Origin of the sequence: Gracilibacillus phocaeensis, from assembly GCF_900626275.1 — a bacterium.
Lineage (GTDB): Bacteria > Bacillota > Bacilli > Bacillales > Amphibacillaceae > Gracilibacillus > Gracilibacillus timonensis.
The window spans coordinates 280,215-306,056 of record NZ_LR131142.1; the positions used below are offsets into that span (position 1 = coordinate 280,215).

At 35.5% G+C, this 25,842-nt stretch carries 22 protein-coding genes; 16 read left to right on the forward strand and 6 right to left on the reverse strand.

The window, feature by feature from the left end:
• The first annotated feature begins 131 nt into the window (after positions 1-131).
• Complete coding sequence (locus E0E32_RS03525) at positions 132-368, forward strand: polysaccharide deacetylase family protein (RefSeq protein WP_286171686.1); 237 nt, start codon at positions 132-134, stop codon at positions 366-368.
• Positions 369-384: 16 nt separating this feature from the next.
• Positions 385-762: an HIRAN domain-containing protein gene (locus E0E32_RS03530; protein ID WP_130858979.1), complete on the forward strand. Its 378-nt coding sequence runs from the start codon at positions 385-387 to the stop codon at positions 760-762.
• A 411-nt stretch (positions 763-1,173) separates the two neighbouring features.
• Here E0E32_RS03530 and tkt read toward each other — a convergent pair whose 3' ends face one another.
• From tkt to E0E32_RS03545, 3 genes are read right to left on the reverse strand one after another with little or no spacing between them, the layout of a single operon-like run.
• Positions 1,174-3,174 (reverse strand): transketolase, encoded by a 2,001-nt coding sequence (tkt, locus tag E0E32_RS03535; RefSeq protein ID WP_130858980.1) that lies wholly within the window; start codon positions 3,172-3,174, stop codon positions 1,174-1,176.
• A gap of 20 nt (positions 3,175-3,194) precedes the next feature.
• Positions 3,195-4,898: a ribulokinase gene (locus E0E32_RS03540; protein ID WP_207302266.1), complete on the reverse strand. Its 1,704-nt coding sequence runs from the start codon at positions 4,896-4,898 to the stop codon at positions 3,195-3,197.
• A gap of 6 nt (positions 4,899-4,904) precedes the next feature.
• Positions 4,905-5,966: an NAD(P)-dependent alcohol dehydrogenase gene (locus E0E32_RS03545; protein WP_130858982.1), complete on the reverse strand. Its 1,062-nt coding sequence runs from the start codon at positions 5,964-5,966 to the stop codon at positions 4,905-4,907.
• Between the two features lie 296 nt (positions 5,967-6,262).
• Here E0E32_RS03545 and E0E32_RS03550 point away from each other — a divergent pair, with 296 nt between their 5' ends.
• The 6 genes from E0E32_RS03550 (at position 6,263) to E0E32_RS03575 (ending at position 12,820) form a co-directional block, all read left to right on the forward strand.
• The gene (locus E0E32_RS03550) at positions 6,263-7,498 is read left to right on the forward strand and encodes an ROK family protein (protein ID WP_130858983.1); all 1,236 of its coding nucleotides are present in this window, start codon (positions 6,263-6,265) and stop codon (positions 7,496-7,498) included.
• Positions 7,499-7,550: 52 nt separating this feature from the next.
• The gene (locus E0E32_RS03555) at positions 7,551-8,564 is read left to right on the forward strand and encodes a zinc-dependent alcohol dehydrogenase family protein (RefSeq protein WP_130858984.1); all 1,014 of its coding nucleotides are present in this window, start codon (positions 7,551-7,553) and stop codon (positions 8,562-8,564) included.
• A gap of 183 nt (positions 8,565-8,747) precedes the next feature.
• Positions 8,748-10,118 (forward strand): ABC transporter substrate-binding protein, encoded by a 1,371-nt coding sequence (locus E0E32_RS03560; protein ID WP_130858985.1) that lies wholly within the window; start codon positions 8,748-8,750, stop codon positions 10,116-10,118.
• Positions 10,119-10,189: 71 nt separating this feature from the next.
• Positions 10,190-11,110, forward strand: a complete 921-nt coding sequence (locus E0E32_RS03565; RefSeq protein ID WP_130858986.1) for a carbohydrate ABC transporter permease — start codon at positions 10,190-10,192, stop codon at positions 11,108-11,110.
• A gap of 1 nt (position 11,111) precedes the next feature.
• The gene (locus tag E0E32_RS03570) at positions 11,112-11,927 is read left to right on the forward strand and encodes a carbohydrate ABC transporter permease (protein WP_130858987.1); all 816 of its coding nucleotides are present in this window, start codon (positions 11,112-11,114) and stop codon (positions 11,925-11,927) included.
• A 113-nt stretch (positions 11,928-12,040) separates the two neighbouring features.
• Entirely contained in the window at positions 12,041-12,820 is a 780-nt protein-coding gene (locus tag E0E32_RS03575; protein ID WP_130858988.1) for an SDR family NAD(P)-dependent oxidoreductase, read from the forward strand.
• Between the two features lie 206 nt (positions 12,821-13,026).
• On the opposite strand, the gene E0E32_RS03580 is transcribed toward E0E32_RS03575, so the two are convergent.
• Positions 13,027-13,407 (reverse strand): helix-turn-helix domain-containing protein, encoded by a 381-nt coding sequence (locus E0E32_RS03580; protein ID WP_130858989.1) that lies wholly within the window; start codon positions 13,405-13,407, stop codon positions 13,027-13,029.
• A 325-nt stretch (positions 13,408-13,732) separates the two neighbouring features.
• Between E0E32_RS03580 and E0E32_RS03585 the strand changes: the two genes are divergently transcribed.
• The 7 genes from E0E32_RS03585 (at position 13,733) to E0E32_RS03615 (ending at position 20,648) form a co-directional block, all read left to right on the forward strand.
• Positions 13,733-14,827, forward strand: a complete 1,095-nt coding sequence (locus E0E32_RS03585; RefSeq protein ID WP_130858990.1) for a Gfo/Idh/MocA family protein — start codon at positions 13,733-13,735, stop codon at positions 14,825-14,827.
• A 78-nt stretch (positions 14,828-14,905) separates the two neighbouring features.
• A complete protein-coding gene (locus tag E0E32_RS03590; RefSeq protein WP_130858991.1) occupies positions 14,906-15,865 on the forward strand; it encodes a zinc-binding dehydrogenase in 960 nt (319 codons plus the stop codon).
• A gap of 20 nt (positions 15,866-15,885) precedes the next feature.
• Entirely contained in the window at positions 15,886-17,172 is a 1,287-nt protein-coding gene (locus E0E32_RS03595) for an ABC transporter substrate-binding protein (protein ID WP_286171688.1), read from the forward strand.
• A 95-nt stretch (positions 17,173-17,267) separates the two neighbouring features.
• On the forward strand, positions 17,268-18,128 hold the full coding sequence (locus tag E0E32_RS03600; protein WP_130858992.1) for a carbohydrate ABC transporter permease: 861 nt from the start codon (positions 17,268-17,270) through the stop codon (positions 18,126-18,128).
• A complete protein-coding gene (locus tag E0E32_RS03605; RefSeq protein ID WP_130858993.1) occupies positions 18,128-18,946 on the forward strand; it encodes a carbohydrate ABC transporter permease in 819 nt (272 codons plus the stop codon). Before E0E32_RS03600 ends, E0E32_RS03605 begins: the two co-directional genes overlap by 1 nt.
• 18 nt (positions 18,947-18,964) lie before the next feature.
• Positions 18,965-19,627, forward strand: a complete 663-nt coding sequence (locus tag E0E32_RS03610; protein WP_130858994.1) for a YesL family protein — start codon at positions 18,965-18,967, stop codon at positions 19,625-19,627.
• Between the two features lie 16 nt (positions 19,628-19,643).
• Complete coding sequence (locus E0E32_RS03615) at positions 19,644-20,648, forward strand: LacI family DNA-binding transcriptional regulator (RefSeq protein WP_130858995.1); 1,005 nt, start codon at positions 19,644-19,646, stop codon at positions 20,646-20,648.
• A gap of 198 nt (positions 20,649-20,846) precedes the next feature.
• On the opposite strand, the gene E0E32_RS03620 is transcribed toward E0E32_RS03615, so the two are convergent.
• Positions 20,847-22,427 carry a response regulator gene (locus E0E32_RS03620; RefSeq protein WP_130858996.1) on the reverse strand — a complete coding sequence of 527 codons (1,581 nt, stop codon included), beginning with the start codon at positions 22,425-22,427 and terminating at the stop codon, positions 20,847-20,849.
• The gene (locus E0E32_RS03625) at positions 22,424-24,253 is read right to left on the reverse strand and encodes a sensor histidine kinase (protein WP_130858997.1); all 1,830 of its coding nucleotides are present in this window, start codon (positions 24,251-24,253) and stop codon (positions 22,424-22,426) included. The genes E0E32_RS03620 and E0E32_RS03625 overlap by 4 nt, the downstream gene beginning before the upstream one ends.
• Before the next feature lie 194 nt (positions 24,254-24,447).
• Here E0E32_RS03625 and E0E32_RS03630 point away from each other — a divergent pair, with 194 nt between their 5' ends.
• Positions 24,448-25,722: a sugar ABC transporter substrate-binding protein gene (locus tag E0E32_RS03630; protein ID WP_286171717.1), complete on the forward strand. Its 1,275-nt coding sequence runs from the start codon at positions 24,448-24,450 to the stop codon at positions 25,720-25,722.
• Positions 25,723-25,842: the final 120 nt, after the last annotated feature.

The following is a 25,842-nucleotide window of genomic DNA, read 5'->3' on the forward strand; positions in this document are numbered from 1 at the left end:
ACAGTATCTCTCGCGTGATGTAAAGGGCAAGACACTGATCTTGTTGTCCGCTGTAAATTCCAAAGGTTGCAAGACCTTACAAGCCTGTGATTTCCGTCATGGGTTGTTGACGATACAGACCTACTAGCGCCATGACAGCAGATATTAATGGGTATGTCTGGGGCTATGCAGAATCATTGTATCAAAATGGAGTGGAATATTTATTTTCATGCATCCATCCACACCATGGCTTATTTCCGCTGAATCAAAAGCAAACCCCATTTTATTGGGAATCGTCAGAAGGGAATAAGGTGTTAGTCTGGGTAGGAGAATCAATAATAAGTTCATCATCATCATCAAAGACTGTGAGAAAAGCATTTAAAACATAACGAGGGAGGCTACATAATGGAAGGCAAAAGCAAAGAAGAAATGATCCAATCCATCAAAGAATATACATATGAAAAAAGTAGACACTTAATGGACTTTCATGTTGCTGGTTTCACCTATTATGACGGTCTGGATGTAATTGAAGAATTAACGCTGGGCAGAACGGTTGATTTAGTTTCCGAAGCGGATAACCCGTATGATCCAGAAGCTGTTGCGATTTACTATCAAGAACGAAAGATTGGTTATGTTCCCAAGGATAAAAATGCCTTGCTAAGCACATTGCTTTATTTTGGTCACGAAAATATCTTAGAAACGCGCATTCAATATGCCAATAAAGAGACACACCCGGAGCGGCAATTTCGTGTTGTTGTCAAAATCAAAGACAGTCGTAAATAAATGAATAAAAACAAAATCGTAGTTATATCAACGAAAGCATGGCTATTCTATCATTAAAAATCCGAACTAATTCGCAATGCAAGAATTGCAAAGATTAGATCGGATTTTTCTTTAGTTAAAATTTTGTTGTTTTTTCCCTTAACCATTCTCACTCTCAATAAAATCCCAGCATCTCTCTAGCCGCTTCACATTTTCCTCAGGCTGACCACTAACCTTATCGAACAGGGATTTCTTCATTTCCTTCACAACTAATGACTCTGCTTCACTTAATGAGATTTCATTTGTAATAGAATAGTCAACAGTAGATTGATTCTTCTATTAAATAACTATAACAGCGAAAATGATAGGTAGGAATACCAACCTACTTGTATAAAATAAAGGTCTATAACAAGGTAATATCTTTAGAGTACATTAAATGAGCCCTTTCACATGTTGTACGATATTCTCAACTGTAAAACCATATTTTTCGATAACCGTGTCACCAGGAGCAGAAGCGCCAAATCGATTGATTGATAATATTTGTCCATGATCACCTGTATAACGATCCCATCCCATCGATGATCCCATCTCAATAGCCAATCGTTTATTTACTTGCTTCGGAAATATGACATCTTTATATTCTTGCGGTTGTTGTTCAAACCGATCCCATGACGGCATGCTGATAACAGCCGTCTCAATACCTTCTTGTGACAGTAGAGTTTGAGCCTTAATAGCCAAACTTACTTCTGAGCCAGAGGCAAGTAGTAATGCTTCAGGCTTATATGAAGTAGCTGCTGAAATAATATAGGCTCCTTTAGATACCCCTTCATAGGTAGATTGGGCAGTATTGGTGATGGTTGGAACAGCTTGTCTTCCTAAGATAAGAGCTGTAGGTGTATGTTGAGATTGTAATGCAAGTTTCCAAGCGGCGACTGTTTCGTTACCATCTGCTGGACGAATCACAGAAAGGTTAGGTATTGCTCGTAGTGCAGCCAAATGTTCAATTGGTTCGTGGGTAGGTCCATCCTCACCTACTGCGATACTATCATGTGTGAAAACGTAGGTAACAGGAAGTCTCATTAATGCTGCTAAACGAATTGCCGGTCGTAAGTAATCAGAAAATACCAAGAATGTTCCTCCAAATACTTTCACACCTCCGTGTAAGGCCATACCGTTTATGGCAGCACCCATTGCAAATTCACGCACACCAAACCAAATATTTCGTCCATGGTAAGAGGTGGATGTAAAATCCTCACTATTATCCATCATCGTTTTATTAGAAGAAGCCAGATCAGCAGATCCTCCAATTAGAAAAGGCAAATGAGGAGCCACAGCATTGATTGTTTCGCTAGAGGCTGCTCTAGTAGCTAAGCTTGATGGTGCTTGGTAAAGCGGAGCTTGATTATCCCAAGCTGTTGGCAATTCCCCTGTAATAGCTAACTTAAGTTGTTCTGCTAATTCAGGAAAAGCAGTTTGATAGTCTCTACGCCGCTTCTCCCAATTCTGTTTATGTTCGCTTCCTGGTATCTTTACATGTTTTTGGAAGTATTCATAAACCTCTTCTGGTATGAAAAATGCTTCATCGTATGGCCAATGGTAAGTTTGTTTAGTTAGTTGAGCTTCAGCATATCCTAGGGGAGACCCGTGAGCGATGGATTTCCCTGCTTTATTTGGGGAACCATATCCAATAATAGTTTTTACTTCTATTAAGCTAGGTCTTGTTAGGTCTGTTTGAGCCTTGGTTAAGGCAGTAGTAATCTCGCCCAGGTCATTACCATCTTTTACTGAAATATATTGCCATCCGTAAGCTTCAAAGCGATCCTTTATATTTTCAGAGAATGATTGACTTAGATCACCATCTAAAGAAATGTCATTGGAATCATATAATACGATTAGCTTTCCCAGCTTTAGATGTCCTGCTAAAGAGGCTGCTTCAGAAGAAACCCCTTCCATTAAATCTCCATCTCCACAGATAGAATAGGTGAAATGATTGATGAGGTCAAAGCCTGATTGATTATACGTATTTGCAGTATGGCTTTCAGTCATTGCCATTCCAACTGCCATTCCGAGACCTTGACCAAGTGGTCCAGTTGTGGCATCTACTCCGGGGGTGTGACCAAATTCAGGGTGTCCCGGTGTATTACTTTCCCATTGTCGGAAGTCTTTTAGGTCATTCAACGATAAATTGTAACCAGATAGATGTAATAAGCTATATAATAGCGCAGATCCATGTCCTGCAGAAAGGACAAAGCGATCACGATTAAACCAATCAGGGGTTTGCGGATCATGGTTCATAAACCTTGTCCAAAGTACATATGCCATTGGAGCGCTTCCTAAAGGCATTCCTGGATGCCCTGAATTGGCTTTTTCAGTCATGTCAATAGATAATGAACGTATTGAATTTATTGCTAATTGATCTAGATAATTATACATAAAAAAACATCCCTTCTCAGTTAACTTATTGATTCAATAGATTCTCCCAACTCTAAATATTTATGATAGGCAGCTTCATAGTCGTTTCTATTTTTTGTGTCTGGTATATAATCAGCCTGATATGGAGGGCAAAATGCTTGTTGAGCTGTAGGGATATCCTCATAAATTCCCGATGCTACACTGGCATAAATAGATGCCCCTTTAGCACAAACTTGCTCCTCTTGGCATACCATGATCGGACGATTTAATATATCTGCCATTAACTGCATAATATAAGGAGATTTTTGTGAAATTCCACCAATTAATATTAGTTTATCGATTTTAAATCCATTATTAATCCAGCTGTTAAATATTTTTTTAGAACCAAATATAGTAGCTAAAATAAGTGATTGATAAATATCTGGTGCGGTCGTGCCTAAACTGAGTCCTGAAATAGAGCCTTTCACATTTTCGTTTAGGACTGGGTACCTTCTTCCATTAAACCAATCAAGGCTAACAATTTGCTCTTGCTTACCTATGTCAGTTCTAATAGCTTTCTCTAGATCAAACAATAAATTATCAGAATATTCTTTTAACATTCTATTTTTTTGTTGTTTAGTCAGTATTGTTGAGGATTCTAAATAGTTTCTTATTGGCCAAATGAGTAATTCTTTATACCATGCGTAAATATCACCAAATGCTGCTTGCCCAGCTTCAATACCAGTGTAACCGGGTATAATTGAATCTTCAGCCTGTCCACAAATATGCCTTAAATCTTTTCCTCTTACTTCTTCAGGTTTTGCGATTAACATGTCTACAGTAGAAGTCCCTGCAACTTTAACCAGTGTATTGGGAGTAATTCCAGCTCCTACTGCACCAGCGTGGGCATCAAAGGAGCTTCCTGAGATAATGGTTTGTTTATTTATCCCTAATATATTGGACCACTCTTCGGAGATAGTTCCAATAGCTGTGTCAGCATTTTTTGGTCTCTGCTCATAGCGATCAACTATTAAACCTAAATAGCTATCTAAAGTAGATAAACATTCTTTAGCAGGAAGTCCATTAAATTCACTATGCCATAATGCTTTGTGCCCTGCTGCGCAAGAAGAGCGGTACATGGAGTTAGGGTAAGTATTTCCGGTTAACAAATTAGGGAACCAATCAGCATGCTCTACCCATGTGTAGGCAGCAGATTTAATTTCTTTATCCACGCGGATTGTACGTAGTATCTTGGCCCAAAACCATTCAGAAGAGTAGGTGCCCTGGAATTTTGTATAATCAATCGTTTGTTTAGATAGTATGTCATTAAGTTCTTTTGCTTCCTCAATTGCTGTATGGTCTTTCCATAAGTGGAACATAGCATTTGGATTTTCGGAAAAAGAATCTAAAAGAGCTAGTGGTGTGCCATACTCATCTACTGGACATGGAGTGGAGCCGGTAGTATCAATGCCGATTCCTTTTAGTAAAACTCCCGCATTTTCTCCAACCTCAGTAAGTGCTTCTCGAAAGGCTGAGATAAAGGATTCTATATAATCTAAAGGGTGTTGCCTAAATTGGCTGTGAATAGGAGAGCAATACTCTCCCTTAGCCCAACGTTTGTAATATTGTGACGCACTACTTATTGTATCTCCGGAATAGGGATTTGCCATAATTACTCTGACAGAATCGCTTCCAAAATCTACACCTGCTACTATTGCTTTTAATGAGTGGCTAATAATAATCCCTCCTTTGGCGAAAGCTTTAATAGATACTTATTCTGTTGTTTCATTTATTTTTATGACACATTTTGTTACTTCATCTTTCCTATTAATTGCATGTTCCATCCCAATTTGAATATCTTTAAAATCATAGATATGTGAAGCAATTGATTTTAATGGAATGATCCCTTTGGATACTGCATCAATCACTTTGGGATAAATATTACGATATCTGAATACAGTTTTGATAGTTATTTCGTTATCGATAATCCAATTAACATGCATTTTGGCTTCTCCACTAGATGTGTAACCAACTAATGTTAGTGTGCCTCCCCGCTTTGTCATTTTGCTGGCTTGTTGAATTGCTATTTCAGAACCAGCTGTCTCAAATACATAGTCAGCTCCAATCCCATTAGTTAACTCTAAAACTCTTTGAATCGGATGTTGTTCAGCAGCATTGATAACATTTGCTGCGCCAAGTTCCAAAGCTTTATCTAATCGATTTGAAGCTAAATCTATAATGGTAATATCATTAATACCGATACTTTTAAGAGATAACATCGTCACTAGACCGATGGCTCCTGCCCCGATAATAACTGCAGAAGTGCCTATTTTTGCGTCTGATTGCAGAACAGCGTGCATTCCTACTGCTAACGGTTCCATTAATGCACCTTCCAAAGTACTTACATTATCGGGAAGTTTATAACAAAGATTGGCAGGGTGCGAGATAAATTCAGCAAAACATCCTTCTACAACAGGTAATGAGGCATAGAAATAAACATTTGGGCAAAGATTGTATTTTCCTTGTTTACAGAATTCACAATGATAACATGGAATGCCAGGTTCAATAGCAACACGATCTCCTATTTTTAGATTATCTACATACTTACCCACATCCTCTACAACTCCTCCGGGTTCATGCCCTAGTACTATAGGTTCGGTAACTTTCTTATCCCCTATGGCACCGTTTTCAAACAAATGAGCATCTGATCCACATATGCCAACATAGTCCAATCTTACAAGGACTTCATGATCTTTAACTTCAGGGATAGGTTTTTCTTCAAAATCAAATTTACTTATAGTATTCATGACAGCGGTTTTCATCGTCTTTTGCATAGTATCACTCCTTTAATATTGATTATAAAGTTGAATATTTCAAACTAATATAAATATATATTAAGAAAAAAAGTTTATCATGTCAACATTAATAGATAAGAATTTACCAATAAGCAACTTCAAATTATGTATTCACCATTAATTTTTACCCTTTTTATTTAAATTTTTAATTGACAGCGTTTACTTTTTAATATATATTGGTCTACATACAAGGGAATAAATTTATCGCATAAACATTTTTGTGGTAAAATAACTATCAAAATTTATCATATAAACAAAATGGAGGCACTAAATTTATGAGACGTGCGCAAAATATTGATGGTGTTAAAAAAGTGAATAGAAGTCTTATCTTGAATTTATTATTAAAACATAAAGTGATTTCAAGAACTAATCTAGTGGAGGAAAGTGGATTAAACAAAGCTACTATTACTAATATTGTGAGTGAATTTAAAGGAATGGGTGTTATTCAAGAACACGAATCTTTTAAAGGAAATAACGGAAGAAAAATAAATGGTCTTTCTTTAGATTTAAAAGATGCAAGCATTATAACAATTAGGATCAATAGAGAAGAAATATTATTTGCTATTTGTGATGTGCATGCAGATATAGTCGAATTAGAAAAAGCAAAAATTAATGAAAGTACTACTATAGCTGAATTACTAGATATCATTTTTAATGGCGTTAAAAAAATGATGAATAAATGTGAATTTAACAAAATATTGGGGATATCTATTTCTATGATTGGTCCTTTAATAATAAAGGAAAATCGTACAATCGCAAATGTATATGACATGCCTGAGTTTGCAAAAGTTGATTTTCGAGAAGAATTACAAAGTCAATTTCCAGATGTGAAAGTTTATATCGAACACGATACGAATGTTTCTGCTATTAATGAATGGAATGATTATGTTAAGGAAACAAAACAAAGTAAAGGAGTTATGTTGAATATAAACTTTGAAGTAGGGATTGGCGGGGGAATTGTGATTGATGGAGCATTGCTACGAGGTAGTATAGGTTTAGCTGGAGAGATAGGACATATGGGTATTAATTTCAATTCCAAAAAAGTCAAAAATAAAAGTCAAGGTATTTTCGAGAGTTATGCTTCTCCTAGAGAGATTTTGGAATCTATTGAAGAGCGATTGTATGAATTTCCTGAGAGTAAGATTACAGAGAACAGTGATTTACAAGAAATTTATCAATTGTATGATGAAGATGATCCGTTAGCTGTATGGGCAGTTAATAAAATGTGTTGGTACCTTTCTTATGGGATTAGAAATTTACTTTATTTAATTAATCCAAATGTAATCGTTTTAGGTGATGAAGTGATTAGGTCGGAAAAATTTCTAAGTCAGCTTAAAGCTAATTTATATCAGAGTTTGCCCGCAGATGTGATTGATTCAGTAGATTTGAAATTTTCCAAATATAAGGAAGATGGTATTCTGAGAGGTGCTGCCTTGGTAGTCATAAATAATTATATTGAAAGTTTGAATATAGTAGATTTCATCAATCGTAACTATGCAGCTGATTTATAGAATTTTAATAGCAAAGTACTAACTCAGTGAAAATAAGAGGGGGTATCAGTAGATGAAAGCAGTTTCTTTTCAAGAGCCTCAAAGTATATCTGTAATAGAAACTCCATATCCAAGCCCAGAAAAAGAAGAGGTCACTATTAAGGTGGAGTGTTGTGGTATCTGTGGGACAGACTATCATATATTTACTGGGGATTATATATCCAATTATCCAATCATTGGGGGTCATGAGTTCTCAGGTAGGGTTTATGAGATAGGTGAAGATGTGAAAAACTGGAATGTTGGAGACAGAGTAACAGTTGACCCAGCTATTTATTGTAGAAAATGTTACTACTGTAGAAATAAGAAGTTTAATCAATGTAAGAATGTTAAAGGTATTGGGGTGGCGATGGATGGCGCATTTGCGGAGTATGTTAAGGTCCCAGCTATTAATTTGTATCGAATTCCGGAGCAAGTAACTTTTGAAGCAGCGAGCCTAATGGAGCCTTTGGCGTGTGTTATATATGCTGTAGAAAGAGTTCAACCTAAATTGGGTGATAAAGCTTTAATTTTCGGAGCAGGACCGATGGGGTTACTAGTATTGCAGGCATTAAAGATAAGCGGTGTGTCGGAAATAGTAGTAGTTGATGTAGAAACGGAAAAATTAGCTTTTGCTAACAAGATAGGTGCAAGTAAGGTATGTACTAATGATCATGATCTTAATCATAAGTTAAGTGAGAAATATTTTCCTAATCTATTTGATATTGTAGTGGACGCGACCGGCGTAAAAGATGTAATGCAAGAAATGTTCCATTATGCTGGTTCAGGGGCGCGAATACTACAATTTGGTGTACCTTCTGTCCATGAAAAAATAGAGATTAATCCATTTGATTTATATCATAATGATTGGTCTTATATTGGTACGATGGCTGCAAGTTTTACGTGTGAACAAGCTTTGATGCTTATACAGCATAGCAAGATAGACGTTAGCAAATTAATAACTAAGAAATTAACTTTAGAGGAATTTACCTTCTATATGACTGATCGAAAACCTAAACAGGATATAAAGGTGTTAGTGTCACCATCATAATTAGTGTGAATTTCAAAACCTCGTGTAAATGAAATTTTGAAGGTGAGGAGGTGGTTTAGTTAAGAGTAGTATAAAAAGAAAAAGCTCAAGAATAAAAGGATTGTCAAGGGGTAGTTTAAGAATTCAAAAATAAATGTTAATTGTGTGGCATGTTTAACCTAAATTAACCAAGGAGTGGGAAATATGATTAGTAACAACAGGATGTTAATTGTTGTAATGTTATTGGCTTTATCTATTTTTATGGTTGCATGTAATTCGTCTTCAGACAATGGGAATGGTGGGGAAGAAAACAATGGGGAAGCAGTTAAGGTAGCTACAGTAAACAATCCTGATATGGTAATAATGGAAGAATTATCATCCCAATTTACAGAAGAGACAGGTATTGAAGTAGAATTTACTGTATTACCTGAAGAAGAACTCAGACAAAAAGTCACGCAAGATATTAATTTAGGGACGGATGTTTATGATGTTGTCACAGCAAGTAATTTTAATATCCCGACTTGGGCTGAGCAAGGACATGTGGAATCCTTAGAAACATATTTCGATAGTATGACAGAAGATGAGCAAGCAGAATATGATAGAGGGGACCTCATAGAACCAGTGCTAGATTCCGTAACATATAACGAAGAATTATATGGACTCCCATTTTATAGCGAGTCGATGATGCTGTTTTACAGGAAAGATTTATTTGATGATGCTGGATTAGAAATGCCAGATGAACCTACTTGGGACGAAGTGAGGGAGTTTGCTGTAGAGCTACATGACCCGTCCAACAATATGAATGGAATTGTATTAAGAGGATTAACTGGTTGGGGACAGAATATGGTTATTATGAATCCGATTTTAAATGCCTTTGGAGCACGTTGGTATGATGAGGATTGGAATGCCCAATTTGAAACTCCTGAAATGAAAGCTGCGTTTGAATTTTATAAAGATATTTTATCAGAAGCAGGTCAGCCTGAACCTGTAACTACAGGTTATACGGAAGCGCTCGCATTGATGTCAGGTGAAGAAGCAGCGATGTGGATGGACGCAAGCGTCTCAGGCGCTACCTTTGAATCAGAGGATTCTAATGTGCAAGACAAGATTGGTTATGCCAAAGCGCCATCGGACGAAAGAGGCAACACTGGTGGTATTGGAGGCTGGGCATTGGCATTAACCTCTTCATCTGAAAACAAGGAAAATGCATTTCAATTTTTAACTTGGGTTACTAGTAAAGCGTATATCGATTTAATTGCGGAAGAACATGGTTGGGAACAGGTTTTACCTGGAACAAGAGAGTCAACATACCAAAATGAAGAATATTTGGAGGCAGCTCCTTTTGCAGAAGCAACGATTGATTCAATGAGAAATGCAACTTACAATGAGCCCGCAGTAGATCCGGTACCATACCGAGGAGCTCTTTACTTGCAAATGCCAGAGTATGCTGATTTGGGAACCCAGATTTCTCAAGAATTAGCTGCTTACTTAGCTGGACAGAAGGATATTGATGAGACATTGGCAGCTTGTCAAAGAATAGCAGAAGAATTGGCAGTGAATGCTGGCTATAAATAATAAGGGTAATATTGGCAGTACAATAAGTACTGCCAATATTATTACAAATTATTTAATAAGGAGGACTAACTTTGAAACCGACCCAAGTTACAGTAAATAACTCGATATCAAAAATAGACAAGCCGTCGAATAACAAGTCAATGATGAGGATTTTTTTATTACCAGGAGTTATTGTAGTGGCTGTAGTTACTCAATTGCCTTTTTTAATTACCATTATTTTTTCCCTTTTTCGATATAACATACAGAATCCTAGTCAAAATGGGTTTGCGGGGATCAGTAATTTTATTAGTGTATTTCAAAATCCTAGCTTTTACTCTGCGTTACTGAATCTATTAGTGATGACATTGGCATCTGTCGTGATTTGTGCGATTCTAGGTATGATGTTCGCCTTATTGTTAAATCGAAAATTTATAGGTGTAAATATAATAAGAACATTGGTAATCATGCCATTATTTGTTATGGACGCTGTCATTGGTGTGATTTGGCGAACTCTAATGTTAAATTCATCGTTTGGATTGAATGCGGTAATAGGAGACTTTATAGGAACGGGAGCTGTAGAGTTTTTTAGTAAATATCCACTACAAACTATTATTATGCTAATTGTTTGGCAATGGACACCATTCTTTGTGTTAGTTTTTTTAGCTGGAGTTCAGAGCATCCCGAATGAAATAGAGGATAGCGCCAAAGTGGATGGAGCGTTTGGTGTAAAAAAATTCTTTTTAATAGATATACCCTTAATGCAATATCATATTCAAGTAGCAGTGATGCTTGGTTTAGTCTTTATACTAAAGGTATTTGGTCTAATTTATGTGACAACAAACGGTGGTCCTGGAATTGCTTCAACTAACCTTCCCTTTTATTCCTATCGAATTACGTTTTTTCAATGGGATGTGGGATTAGCTTCTGTTGTGGCTGTAGCTTCCGTTATTGTTAGTCTGATGCTTTTGTTAAGTATATTTAAACTATTACAAAGCCGAATGGGGGAGAATTAAAATGGCAAAATTGAAATCTTATTCGCTAAATACACTGACAATAATACTGGGCGTTTTGTACGCATTTCCATTATTGTATATGTTTTTAACAAGTTTCAAAAAAGAACAAGATGTTACACCGCCTTCTCTTTTTTTCACTCCCACTTTAGAAAATTATCAACAAGTATTAGGCGGTAATTTTTTTCATCATTTTTGGAATTCTACTTATATTACTGTGTTAACTGTAGTGTTTTCTCTTATTCTTGGGGTGCTAGCTGCATATGTGATTGCATTTGGAGGCATGAGTCAAAAAAAAGCTAATAATATCTATTTTTGGTTTCTTTCTACCATTATATTACCGCCAGTTGCCGTTCTAATTCCAGTGTATATTATCTTTAGAACTTTAGGAATTGTAGATACCCAGATTGGTTTGATCATATTGTATACAGGAATTGGAATACCTCTAGTTGTTTGGATGGTAAGGTCATTCTTAAAAGAGATTCCTTATGAAATTATTGAAGCGGCAAAAATAGATGGATGTTCTGATATTTCTATATTTCTTAAAATTGTATTACCTCTAGTAAAATTAGGTGTTATTTCCTCTGGGCTGCTGGTGTTTGTTTTAACATGGAATGAGTTTTTCTTTGCAGTTGCATTAACCTTCATGGATGCGAATACCTTGCCAGTATACATGGCAACATTTATGACACAACAAGGATATTTCTGGGCGTCATTATCAGCTATCTCTACTATAGCCATTTTGCCTCCATTAGTGTTTGGTCTTATCATGCAAAAGTATTTTGTAAAGGCATTAACAGGCAGTGCAGTAAAAGGTTAATTAAAATAAACGAAAAAATGAAGGTTAGGCTGTATCATTTACCAAGATAATTATTGGGTGAAATGCTGTAATCGCTACTAGATTAGTATCGAATAAAGTGAGGTGGTTGAAAAATGATTTTAGATAAATTTAAAATCTACGATAAAACATCTATTATTACTGGAGCGGCTTCTGGAATCGGCAAAATCATTGCCAGAGGCCTAGCTGAGGCTGGATCTAACATTGTAATTGCGGATATTAATATTACTGCAGCCAAAAGAGTTGAAAATGAATTTCTAGAAGCTGGTTTTCATGTTAGAGCTTTGGAAGTTGATATAACAAATGAAGAACAAGTAAATTCCATGGTTCAAAAAGTATTAGAAGAATTTGGAAATATAGATGTTCTAATTAATAATGCTGGGATTGGGGCAAGAATTGAAATAGAAAAAATGACCTATCAAGATTGGCAACACGTGATGGATGTCAATTTAGATAGTGTATTTATAGTCTCAAAAGCTGTGGGGCAGGCAATGATAAAACAGCAGAAAGGATCTATTATTAATATCTCTTCTATTTCTGGTTTAGTAGTCAATGTTCCGCAATGTCAGGCAGCGTATAATACATCAAAAGCTGGTGTTATTATGTTAACGAAAAGTCTTGCATTGGAATGGGCGAAACACAACATAAGGGTCAATACAATTGCACCAGGGTACATTAAAACAGAAATGACTGCTAGTGATTTTAATGAAAATAAAGAAAGTGACATGGTTAGAACATGGTTAGAAATGACACCGATGGGAAGACCCGGTACACCGGATGAGCTACAAGGTCTTGCCTTGTATCTAGCCTCTGATACCTCATCATATGCAACGGGAGGGGTATTTGTAGCGGATGGTGGTTATACACTCCCTTGAACAATTTTAAGATGAATGGTTATAAACAGAAATGTTGCTATTGTGAAAGACCTTTCTGGCCCTAAGGATAAAGATGATCTGCCAAAGGATATAAATAGTTTCACTCAAATTCAATATGCTCAAAAAAATCCGATCTAATATTTGAAATGTCATCATTGCTAATAAGTTCGGATTTTTCTTTGTCTAAAATTTTGTTATTTTTCCCTTTAACCATTTTCACTCTTAATAAAATCCCAGCACCTCTCTAGTCGCTTCACATTTTCCTCAGGCTGATCACTAACCTTATCGAACAAGGATTTCTTCATTTCTTTCACAATTAATAATTCTACTTCACTTAATGAGACTTCATTTGTAATAGAATAGTTAACAGGATGTTGTGGTGTATCGATTTTATCTAATAGATAGTCGATGGATACATCTAATATGTCTGCTATTTTCCGCAAGGTTTTTAATGGTGGCTCTCTGTCGCCGGTCTCATAATAACTATACCCGGCTGTAGACATATTGAGCAATTTAGCTAAATCTTCTTGTTTTTCATATCCAGCTTCCTCACGAGTATCTCTCAGTCGTTCACTAAATGTGGACATAGTCAGACCCCTTCTTTATCTTATACAACAGATTATACAAGTAGCAGCAGATCAAAACTTTAAATTCAACAAAATGGCGAATTAATTATTTACATTTAACATTTTGTTGTGTATAATGAAATTAATCAACAGAAGGGGGTGAGAAACACTCAGGGTGAGTTTTTTAAAGATTAGATAATAATTTATAGCTGTGTTCAAGATGTTTAGGTGAGATGGGAATGCATTATGTACTTTCGAATAGCGCATATTAATCTTTAAAATGCTCTAACAAATAATAATTTTTATCATTAATTTGTAATCGATTACAAAAAAGGGAGGCAAATATTTGAACAAACTTCAAATTGGTATAGTGGGTTGTGGTGCAATTGCACAACAAAAACATATACCAGCATTAAAGAAAATAAGTGACAAAGTCGAATTAGCAGCTTTCTGTGATGGTAGTAAAATTAAAGCCCGTCAGATAGCGAATCACGTTAACAAAAAAGCAAAAGTATACAATAATTATGAAGAATTAATTAGAGATCCAGGCATAGATGTGGTTCATATTTGTACGCCTAATAAACTGCATGCCCCAATTGCTATTGAAGCATTACGACAGGGGAAACACGTGATGTGTGAAAAACCAATGGCTATTAATACAAAAGACGCAGAAAAGATGATGGAAGCAACGCGTCACTCAGGTAAAAAACTGACTATTGGTTATCAAAATCGCTTTCGAAAGGATGCGATTATTTTAAAAGAAGCATGTCAGTATGGTGATTTAGGTGAGATCTATTTAGCCAAGGCGCATGCAGTGCGAAGACGAGGTGTGCCAACTTGGGGAGTATTCATGAATAAGGAGTTGCAAGGTGGTGGCCCTCTGATTGATATCGGTACACATGCTTTAGATTTAACCTTATGGTGTATGGATAATTATAATGTAGCTTCTGTTACTGGTGTGACTCACCATCGGCTTCGTCATCAAAATAAAGCAAATCCATTTGGCTCATGGGATCCTGATTCTTTTGAAGTAGAAGATGCTTCCATCGGTTTCATTCAAATGAAGAATGGAGCAACGATATATTTGGAGGCTGCTTGGGCATTAAATACATTGGATGAACGTGAAGCAATGACATCCCTTTCTGGAACACAAGGTGGGGCTGAGATGAGAAAAAATCCTATAACCCATGCACGTGAACTGATCTTTAATGGTGAAAAGTATGGCAGCTTGATGGAAATGAAAATGCAGGATGACACAGCTATTGATTATATTTCACCAGTGGAGGAAACGGAGGCAGATCGTGAAATAGGACAGTGGATTACAGCGATATTAGAAGATAAAAAACCAATTGTTTTACCAGAACAAGCTTTCAAGGTAACACAGGTACTAGAAGCCATCTATCAATCAGCACAGATTGGGAAAACAATAGAGTTAACATGAAAGAAATAGAATAGAACCATAAGCAATGTCGGTCAAGTTCAATGTCAACCGGTTACTATATAGTAGGAGTTGGTAACAATGAAAGCGTCAATATTAACGGGACCTGAACAAAACCAAGTGATGGAAATACCAAAGCCAAAGGTAAATAGTGATCAAGTGTTGATAAAAGTTAAGTATTGTGGGGTATGTGCCTCAGAATTATCCCCCTGGCGACAGGGTGCAGTAAAGAAAGAGCAAAGAATTCTGGGGCATGAGGGGATGGGTGTGATAGAAGAAGTAGGTAATAATGTCAAAGGTTTTAGCAAAGGAGATCGAGTGACAGGCATATTCCATCAGGCATTTGCAGAATTCACCGTAGCTGATTATCGGGATATTTTAAAGGTGCCTGATGGGTTAGAAAATATAGACTCTATTGGAGAACCACTTTCATGTTTGGTCAGTGGTGCCTCGCGAACTATTGTGAACTTTGGAGATACCGTAGCGATTATTGGACTTGGTTTTGTGGGGTTGGGTTTTATGCAATTAATGAAAAATAAAGGTGCTGGCAGGATCATAGCGATTGATGTTAGGAGGGAAAGTTTGGAGAACGCTAAGCGCTTTGGGGCAGATGAGGTGTATCTCGCTAATGAAGTGCCAGAAAAATATAAAGTAAAGAAATGGTCAGAAATAGGACAAGGTGTTGATGTTAGTGTAGACACCACCGGATCTCCTCATGGATTAGAGCTGGCAGGTAATATGGCTGCTGCTCATGGAGTTTTGTCTATTGTTGGCTATCATCAAAGTAATCAGGGGATTAGAGAGATTAACATGCAGCTATGGAATTGGAAAGCTCTAACGGTTATTAATGCCCATGAACGAAGGAATCGAGTCCATGTGGAGGCAATGAAATCTATTATGACTTTAATAGAAAATGGACGTTTTAATATGAAAGATATGATTACAGATGTGTATTCATTAGAAGAAGTAGACCAAGGATTTAAAAATATATCTACAAAACCAAATGGCTTCATTAAGAGTGTCATTAAAGTAAGCAATTAAATTAGATTGGAAGTGAGAATGTGAAAAAAATATGGATAGTAACGGTTTTTATGTTTGTGATGTTAAGTGGTTTGGTTGCTTGTTCATCTGAAAGTGATGATAGTGGAGAGGAAGCCGAAGCAGAGGATCAAATCACGGTAGAGATATTTCAAGGACAAGTAGAATTTATTAATGAATTTAAGGCATTAGGTGAGTTATATGAAGAACAAAATCCAGATGTGAATATTGATTTTTCTGGAGTGGGTGCCGGATCAGATTATCAGACGGCATTACGTTCTAGGTTTACATCTGGTGATGAGCCAGTAGTGTTTACCGTAGATAATTTAGGAAGAGCGGAGGATTATCAAGAGAATTTAACTGATTTATCTGATATGGAAGCGGTATCGCAAGCGCTGGATGGCACATTGGATGGTGTTAGTAATGAAGACGGTGTTTTTGGGCTGCCATTAAATCAAGAAGGATATGGCTTTATATATAATAAAAGAATTTTTGAGGAAGCTGGAATTAATCCTGATGATATTTTAACATTTGATGATTTAGAAGAAGCTCTCCAGACTCTAGATTCTCAGAAAGAAGATCTAGGTATACAAGCGCCAATTGCACTTCCTGGTGCTGAATGGTGGGTTCTTAGTCAACATTTAGCGAGTGCATTCATGTCTCCAGATGTTAATAATAGTGTGTCAGAAATGTATCAAAGTGATTCAATTGCATTTGAAAAATCGAATGAGTTAAAGAAAGTATTGGACTTACAGAATGAGTATTCTATTCAGCCAACATTAAATATGGATTATTCTCAGCAAGTTGAGCAGTATTTTGCTATGGAAGAAGTAGCTATGATTCAACAAGGGAACTGGATTTATCCAACCCTCCAACAAATGGATGAAGAGTTTGCTAATAATAATATTGGTATGCTTCCAATCCCTATCGAAGGGTATGAAGGCAGTATTCCTGTTGGAGTACCGCATTATTGGCTGATTAATAATAACTTTGACGACGAAGTAGTTCAGGCGGCTAAGGACTTCTTTGATTGGATGTATACATCAGAAGAAGGTATTGCTGCCTTTCAAGAACATTTGAATTATGTTCCAGCTTATAGAGGCTTTGACCCAGAAAAAGCAACATCGATTTCAAAGGAGGTTTTTGAGTATAAGTTAGAAGAAAATACAGTAGGATTTGTCTTTCCAGGGTTTCCAGTGGGATGGTCAGAAAATTTAGCTTCTGGTATGCAAGGGTATCTCGGTGATCAAGAGTCATGGGATGAAGTCATTGAAAATGCAAAAGCGGAATGGGAAGAAATGCGAGAATAGAGTTGTAGTTGAAGCTAATGACAACAAAAGGGTGTTTTTCGATGGGGAACACTCTTTTTGTTGCAGATCTATCAATGAAATGGAGGAGAGAGCAGGTGAGAAACAAAAATATATCTTTTTGGCTTTTTTTAACACCAGTGTTTATAAGTCTAGGGTTGGTAGTTATCATTCCGCTCTTATTTGGTGTTTTCTATTCCTTTACTGATTGGAATGGGCTTGGATTTAATGAATTTGTAGGCTTTGATCATTATTTGAATGTATTGCAGGAAGAACGTTTCCTAAACTCATTATGGTTTACGATTAAATTTGCCATTGTTACGGTTATTGTTTTGAATATACTTGGCTTAGCTTTAGCATTACTTGTAACAAAAGGTTTAAAATCCAGTAATTTATTACGGACTATCTTTTTCATGCCCAATCTGATTGGTGGTTTAATCCTGGGTTTTTTATGGCAATTTATTTTTGTTAATGTGTTTTCCAGTATTGGAGATTGGTTAGGAACAGAAGGTTTACAAGGTTGGCTATCTACGCCGGGGACTGGATTTTGGGGGCTTGTGATATTAACAAGTTGGCAAATGGCGGGTTATATTATGATTATTTATATCGCATATCTTCAGAATATACCGAGTGAGTTGATTGAAGCTTCGCAAGTAGACGGAGCTAATGCTTTTCAGGAATTTAAGAATATTATATTTCCAATGGTTGCTCCAGCATTTACAGTAAGCATGTTCCTAACTTTATCTACATCATTCAAAATTTATGATCAAAACTTGGCACTTACTAATGGAGGTCCGTTTAATTCGACAGAAATGGTATCTTTGAATATAGTCTTTACTGCATTCACCAGTAATGAGTTGGCTTTAGGGCAAGCCAAAGCAGTAATTTTCTTTCTATTTGTCGCGATAATAGCTATTACACAAGTATATTATACAAAGAAACGGGAGGTTGATTTGTAATGCAAAGTAAAAAACGAAACCTACGTATTTTAGAGGTATTAGGTATCCTGCTTGCTTTACTTTGGCTGTTCCCTTTTTATTTAATGGTGACGAATGCTTTTAAAACAAACAAGGAAATATTCGCCAACGTCATGAGCATTCCTTCAGACCCTACAATAGATAATTTTATACAAGCTTTTATTGATTTAAATTTCATGAATTCGTTGTTTAATTCATTATTGATTACCATTATAAGTATTTTATTGATTGTTATTTTTTCTTCGATGGCTGGTTATGCACTAGCTCGCAATAAAAGCAGACTGAGCGGTGTAATATTACTATTATTTGTTGCTGCTATGTTGATTCCCTTTCAATCAGTGATGATTACCTTAGTTTCTTTGTTCGGACAATTTGATTTTTTAGATCGATTCGGACTTATCTTTATGTATTTAGGATTTGGCTGTAGTTTAGCTATCTTCCTTTACCATGGTGCAATGACAGGGATCTCCAAATCGTTGGATGAATCAGCGACTATTGATGGAGCAAACAAATTCCAGATTTTCTATCATATTATTTTTCCCTTACTAAAACCGATATCCGTTACGGTAGCGATCTTGAACATGATCTGGATTTGGAATGATTTCTTACTTCCTTCATTAGTACTGAGTGATGCAGAGGCAACAATCCCACTCAGTATGTTTCAATTCTTCGGTCAATATACAAGGCAATGGCATTTGGCATTAGCTGGTTTAACAATTGCCATTATTCCTGTTATTGTTTTTTATTTCATCGCTCAAAAGCAAATTGTGAAAGGAGTTGCTGAAGGTGCTGTTAAATAGGAAAAAGATGTGGTGCAGATGACCGGGCTATTTCAGGCTGTAGAATGGACTAGCAGATTTGCTGTGACGAATGTTTTGTGGATATTGTTTAATGCACCGATTGTGCTGGTTGTGATCAATATGATAATGGTAAAACAGGTAGAGGTATCAGTGCTTTCGATAATAATTTTAATGATCCTGGTACCTTGGATTTTCTTCCCGGCAACGGTAGCCATGTTTGCTTCTGTAAGGGAGTGGATTATCGAGAGAGAAGGTTATGATTTGGTGAAAAAATATTGGCGATTTTATATAAATAATTACAAAAAAAGTGTAAAGGCAGGTTTTGTTCTGTTCAGCTTGTGGATCATAGTAATTGGTGATATTTATTATTTTAGTTCAACACATACAATGTTAACATATATTTTTATTGCTTTTGCTAGTTTGTTGTTGATATATACGATAAACGTTTTTTCCAATCTTGCTCATTATGAGATGAAGGTATCGTGGATTCTGCGTAGAGCTTTCTTCTTAACGATGGGTAATTGGCGTTTAAGCATAACCATTTTAGGAACAAGTTTATTAATCATCGGTGTCAGTGTCGGTGGTCTATTTTTCCTTGTTCCATTTTTTAGCGGTTCATTGCTTGCGTTTATTACTTTTTCAGCATTTTATAGAACTTGTGTGAAACTAACATGTGAATGATAGGGGGGAGAGGATTTTGGTTACTATTAAGGAGGTGGCAGGAGAAGCTGGAGTTTCAGTGGCTACTGTATCAAGGGTTATTAGTGGATCAGGTAAGGTTTCCAGTAAAAAAAAGAAACAAGTTTTGCAAGCAATTGAGATATTGAACTACAAACCCAATGCCGTTGCTCGGAATTTACGTACAGCTAAGACAAAGATGGTCTTGGTTGCTGTTCCTAATATTAATAACCCTTTTTTCTCAGAGGTTTTAACAGGTATTCAAAAAACGGCATTACAACAGGGATACCATGTTCTCTTGTTTGATACGGATCATGATTTTAGCAGAGAAGCAAAATTCTTAGAAATGTTGGAACAGAAACAAGTGGATGGATTAATTTTATGTACTGCTCAGGTTACACATGAAACGTTACGAAAAGTGGAAAAGAGTCATCCCATTGTAATGGCTTGTGAATATCTCGATGGGGAAGACTTTTCTACAGTGCTCATTGACAACAGGAATAGTGCAAGAAAGGTGATTCATCATTTAATTGAGGCTGGTTATCGAAGGATTGCTCATATAACTGGCCCATTAAATACTGTTTTAGGTATTGATCGATTGAGAGGGTACAAGGAGGCGCTAGCTGAACATAACTTGTTGCTATCGGAATGGTACATTCGAGAGGGGGATTTTTCATTTGAATCGGGTTATCAATTAATGACACAATTTCTTATGCTGGCTAATCCTCCAGATGCGATTTTTGCAGGAAACGATGAGATGGCTTTGGGTGCTATCAAAGCGATTCAATCAAAAAATCTTTCAGTGCCAGAGGATATTGGAGTAGTAGGTTTTGATAATATTAAGATGGCAAGTATTTTTAAACCTGCATTAACCACTATTGCACAGCCAGCCTATCAAATTGGTACGACTGCTATGGAAGTCCTGGTTGAGAAAATGGAAGGAAGTATCCCTGAACAGAGACATTTTATCATTGAAGATCGGTTGATTGTACGAGAATCGAGTGTAAGATATGAAATTAAGTGAAATGATAAATATCTTGTAGTAATTGTTTTTTGTGCATGTGAATAAAACATATGAAAAATAGCTAAGTACTAAGCTAAGGGTCTTCCACTTTATTAGGATATGTTCGTTGTGATTTTCTAATAAAGTGGAGGGTGTGTTATAAAGGATTAATTAATATGTTTTGCTAAAAAATCAGAAGAATTATATTATTGAGTTGCTCTAATCTATATCTTCGCGCAGTTCAGTGGGTGTCTTTCCATAATATTTTTTAAAGCTTGAGCTGAAATAATATTGATTAGCATAACCTAACATTTCACTAATATCCTTAATTTTTAATTGTTTATTCTTTAATAATTCTTCTGCTTTTTCCATTCTTACTTTGGTAATATATTTTAAAATATTTGTATTCGTTGCTCGTTTAAACAAGGAGCCTAAATAAGAGGCATTTAAATTAACTTGTTCTGCTATCGAATCTAAATTTAGATTAGGATCCATGTAATGATTGTGTATATATCGCTTCGTTTCTTCCGCAATAACTTCAGTTCTATCGCTAATAGATGCCTGAAATACATCGCTTAATTTTTTACATAAGAAAAAGAAATTCTGGGAGAATTGAGTAATATTTATCACATTATTTGATTCAGCAAAAAATGAAGAAGCATCGTAATGCCAATCTTGATCATTTAAATTAATATCATGTGTGAACTTAATTAATCTTGATACCAATCGATAAATATGGACACTAATCAGGCTGCGTGGAAGTGATTCGTGTATCCAAGTTTGTTCTAGTTGTTTGATAAATTGTTTCATGCCACTTATATCATTGGTTGAAATCAATTTAACAAGTTTTTCTTCATCCTCATAGGTGAACAAAATAGGGTTGCTGGTTTGGCTTTTTAGCTGATTGGCATCAAAAATAGTTGATTCAGGGAAAATAAATTGATGTTCCAAGGCTTGTTTAGCACGTTGATACGACATCGATATGTTCCAAATTTGTGATACAATACTCCCGATTCCAACTTTATATTCTAGTATAGATGAGAATGATTCGCCAAACCTAGTTATCAACTGTGTGCATTGTTTCATATCAATGTGGTTAGATCCTATGACAAATATTAACTCATCTGCTTGGTTACAATAATAAATCATATGATGAGAGAAAAAATTATTAATAAATGAATTTCGTAATTGAATCAAAGCAATATGACATTGTTCGACATTATGTGTGCTCATTAATGTTTTGAAATTTTTGATATCGATTACGATAGAGAAATAGAACTTTTTATTTGTATCAATCTCAAGAAATTCCGCTTGTTCTAGTAGGTTATAGGAAGCGTACTGTGGATTTGAATCAATTAAATCCATAAAAAATTTTTCCATTAATAATGGTTTGCTCTCTTTTAATTGATAGAGAATCATTTGTTCTTCTTCAATCATTTTCACCATCTGTTTTAGTTTTTCTGTTAAATAGTTGAAATCAATTGGTTTTTCTATATAATCAAAAACATCCAACCTAATTGCTTCCCGTGCGTACATGAAATCATCATGGGCACTAATAAACATGATTTTAACCAGAGGCTGTTGTTTAATCACTTCCCGTGTTAATTCAATACCATTCATCGTGGGCATATTGAGATCTGTGATAATTATATCAATGTCATGATCCTTTAAAAATGCTAATGCATCATAAGCACTGGTGAAGATTCCAACGACTTCGGTTTCTAAATATCCCCAATTAATATGGTGGCGAATGCCCTCGCTAGTTTTTATATTGTCATCAACGATAATTAACTTTTTCATGTTAGCATACCCCCATGCTCCTCTTCTGGGAAAATTTGATTAATTCTTATCTCGATTAGTGTCCCCTTATTTGGAATACTGGTAATTTTTATAGGGAGGTCACATTTTGAAATACTAGCGACACGAAAGTTGACATTACTTAATCCAAAGAACTTATCAACATTAATTTCTTTCGAGGCTAGTACTTGTTGGATATTTTCTAGTTTTTCTTGTTGGATACCTTTACCATTATCTTCAACCTTTATCAAAACATAGTCTTCTTCATATTCCAGCGAAATCGAAATTTGAAGTAGATCTCTATGGTGATATAGAGCGTGTTTTAAACAATTCTCCACAATTGGTTGTAATACAAACTTAGATATTAGAAATTCATCTATCATATCCTCTACATGAATTTCCCAAGTAAAAGTGTTAGTTTTATTAATTGTTTCAATTTCCATAAATAATTTGGTAATTTCTAATTCCTCTTGAATTGGAATTAATTCATGCTGTTTTTTTAATAACATCCGATAAAATTTTGCCAATTTCGCTATCATTAGATTAGCTTCTTCTATGTTACCAGAGCTTTGGCAATTTTTAATAGAATCTAATACATTATATAAAAAATGGGGATTGATTTTAGATTGCTGCAGTTCAATCTGCATTTTTTCTTCTAATTTTCTCATCTCTAACATTTGCTCAAAGTCTTCGCTTAATTTATTTGTCATATCATTAAAAACTATAGATAAGCGATCAAATTCATCATGGTATTCTGATTTATTTGAGACGGGGAGCATCATTTTGGCAGAGTGATCATAATGATTGATACCCTTAAAAGCATCAATAACTTTAGCGATTTTGTTCACTCTTCTGCTTAAATTATGTGAAATAAAGAGGCTGCTTATAATTGCTACTACAACAGTCAGTACTAATGTAATCCATAAGATATTGAGTAGCACATTCGTGTTGTTTCTTATATATTGATTTGGAACTTCAGTAACTAATAACCAATTAGTTACCGGGTTTTTCTGAATAATGACAGTTGCGTCATCAGCCATAAAGGAGGTACTTTCGTTAAGGCTATTGAAATTAATTTGATCTTGAAGAATGTTAAGATCGACAAATTGACTTTCTCCAATGATAAGTTGCTCGTTATTATCCAAAAGATAAGAATTAATCGAATCTTCAACATCTCTTTCTTCTAATAGTTTGTTTATTTCAGTTACTGGGATATCAATGAAAAAAACATATTCTGGCCTATCTTTATCAGCTAATTGAAAAGCCTTAGACACTGATATATAATCTTTGTACTCATTAGAATTGTATTTGATAAACGGTTCTTCTATATCATGAAATACATTCCAGTTTAATTGATTCACTTGTTGTTCCATCTTTTCCAAGGCGATCCCCCGCATTTTTAAGTCATCCATGGAAAAGAAGGTAATCCCTTCATCACTGAAAATAAATTGATCATTGGTGTATATACTCACATTTCCGAAATTGAAGGTGCTACTTAAATTAAATAAGCTGTTTCGCACATTGCTATAAGTAGTTAATTGATGAGATAGTGATGTATCCGGTTGCAAAATTAAAGTATACATGTAATATTCCATCACATTAGCAGCATTCTCCATTTGGCTAAACCGCTCTCCGAGTGTTGTATTTAATTGTCTGCTCGTATAAGAAACAGAATCAATAATCCGCTCCTTAGCGATATTATATGCTAAAGCATAGGAAAGTCCACCGACGATTAAGATCGGGATAACGGCAATCATAATAAAATTTGCAAACAATTTATTGCGGAATTTTGCAAAAAAAGACTTGTATTTTGTAAATAAATGTTTCATATTTATCACCAACTGTTGTATTTTTCTTCATATTAAATATACTAAACAAATTTGATGAATTTAAGAGTATCTAGAAATTTTATATCTTAATACTACAAAAATTGCATTTTCTTATGTCAATAGGCTCTTTATAATGCAATATATAGGATCCTTAAAAATGTAAGCGCTTATGATAACAGGAGGTAATAGTTGTGATGAAAAGATTAGGATTTATTTTTATAATGTTTTTATTGTTTACATTTGTATTAACTGGTTGTGTCGGTGTTAACAATTCGAATAATGATGAAACAGAAGATGAAGCAAATGAAGAAGGAGCAAATGTTGAAGGAGAGACTATCACATGGATGACTAATGATTCTACCAGACCTGGATGGGAAGATTTAGAACAACAAATCCTTGATGAGACTGGCGTAGACATTAATGTAGTGGTAACACCTACTAACCCAGATGATATGGTGGCAAGAATGACAACCATTCTTTCCTCAGGTGATGCGGAAATAGATATCATGCATGTAAATGATGAACTGATCACAGCATTTTCAAGGGCAGGATATTTAGAACCATTAGAAAATGATGTTATGACTGATGATGTGCTTAGCAATTTCTCAGAACAATATATGGAGGATATCCCAACTTATGAAAGCAGTGTGTACTCTGTACCTAGCTATCTTGAAATCTTGACATTATGGGTGAACCACGAGTTATTAAACGAAGCAGGGGTGGAAGCTCCTACAAACCAAGAGGAATTTTTAGAATATGCACGTACAGTAACCGATGGAAGTGTGTATGGTTATGGTGGTGCATGGGAAAGAAGCTATGTTTTTAATGAAATAGGTACCTTTATTAACTTATTCGGTGGTGACTATTTTGATTGGGAGAATCCTAAGACTCAGGAAGCTTTAAAGTTCTTATATGATTTAGTTCATGAAGAGGAAGTAACACCTGCTAGTCAATTAGCTGATATTTATGATCCGATGATTCAAAAATTTATTGATGGTAATTATGGTATGTTGTTTATGTATACAGGAGCAATTCCGACTTTTGATGAGGCAGATAGATATGGACCAGATCAATTAGATATCGTGCCAATGCCAACATTTGAAACTAATGATGCTTACATGGCTTCATGGCATCATGTTATCAATGGTTCTTCGGAAAAAAAAGCAGCCTCAAAGCGAGTTTTAGAATATCTTGCTAGTCCAGAGGGGCAGATTGCTTATTATGAAATGTCTGGTCGACTGCCAGCGCGATTAGATGTGTTGGAAGATCCTGATTTCACCGCTCCTGGGTTAGAAAGTATTGAAGAATATATTGAGAATAGTACACTACGCGGGAGACCCTTGGTTCCACAATCAATGGAATTTGTAAGCGGAATAGGAAGTATTTTTCAACAATATATATCTGATGAATTAACATTGGATCAAACAGTTGAGCAGGCTCAAGCTGAAATTGATCGATTAGCTGAATAACTAGGCTTTTGAGTAGTTGCTGCTTCATAAAAAATATACGTTGAAAAAAGATTTCCCCTGTAGTGACTGTGCAACTTATCATAACATTGACTATTCGCAGTCTTGCCTTCTTCCTATGAT

Coding starts and splice junctions, on each gene's coding strand:
- E0E32_RS03525 (WP_286171686.1), top strand. CDS start 132: ATGACAGCAGATATTAATGGGTATGTCTGGGGCTATGCAGAATCATTG.
- E0E32_RS03530 (WP_130858979.1), top strand. CDS start 385: ATGGAAGGCAAAAGCAAAGAAGAAATGATCCAATCCATCAAAGAATAT.
- tkt (WP_130858980.1), bottom strand. CDS start 3,174: ATGTATAATTATCTAGATCAATTAGCAATAAATTCAATACGTTCATTA.
- E0E32_RS03545 (WP_130858982.1), bottom strand. CDS start 5,966: ATGCAAAAGACGATGAAAACCGCTGTCATGAATACTATAAGTAAATTT.
- E0E32_RS03550 (WP_130858983.1), top strand. CDS start 6,263: ATGAGACGTGCGCAAAATATTGATGGTGTTAAAAAAGTGAATAGAAGT.
- E0E32_RS03555 (WP_130858984.1), top strand. CDS start 7,551: ATGAAAGCAGTTTCTTTTCAAGAGCCTCAAAGTATATCTGTAATAGAA.
- E0E32_RS03560 (WP_130858985.1), top strand. CDS start 8,748: ATGATTAGTAACAACAGGATGTTAATTGTTGTAATGTTATTGGCTTTA.
- E0E32_RS03570 (WP_130858987.1), top strand. CDS start 11,112: ATGGCAAAATTGAAATCTTATTCGCTAAATACACTGACAATAATACTG.
- E0E32_RS03575 (WP_130858988.1), top strand. CDS start 12,041: ATGATTTTAGATAAATTTAAAATCTACGATAAAACATCTATTATTACT.
- E0E32_RS03580 (WP_130858989.1), bottom strand. CDS start 13,407: ATGTCCACATTTAGTGAACGACTGAGAGATACTCGTGAGGAAGCTGGA.
- E0E32_RS03590 (WP_130858991.1), top strand. CDS start 14,906: ATGAAAGCGTCAATATTAACGGGACCTGAACAAAACCAAGTGATGGAA.
- E0E32_RS03605 (WP_130858993.1), top strand. CDS start 18,128: ATGCAAAGTAAAAAACGAAACCTACGTATTTTAGAGGTATTAGGTATC.
- E0E32_RS03610 (WP_130858994.1), top strand. CDS start 18,965: ATGACCGGGCTATTTCAGGCTGTAGAATGGACTAGCAGATTTGCTGTG.
- E0E32_RS03620 (WP_130858996.1), bottom strand. CDS start 22,427: ATGAAAAAGTTAATTATCGTTGATGACAATATAAAAACTAGCGAGGGC.
- E0E32_RS03625 (WP_130858997.1), bottom strand. CDS start 24,253: ATGAAACATTTATTTACAAAATACAAGTCTTTTTTTGCAAAATTCCGC.
- E0E32_RS03630 (WP_286171717.1), top strand. CDS start 24,448: ATGAAAAGATTAGGATTTATTTTTATAATGTTTTTATTGTTTACATTT.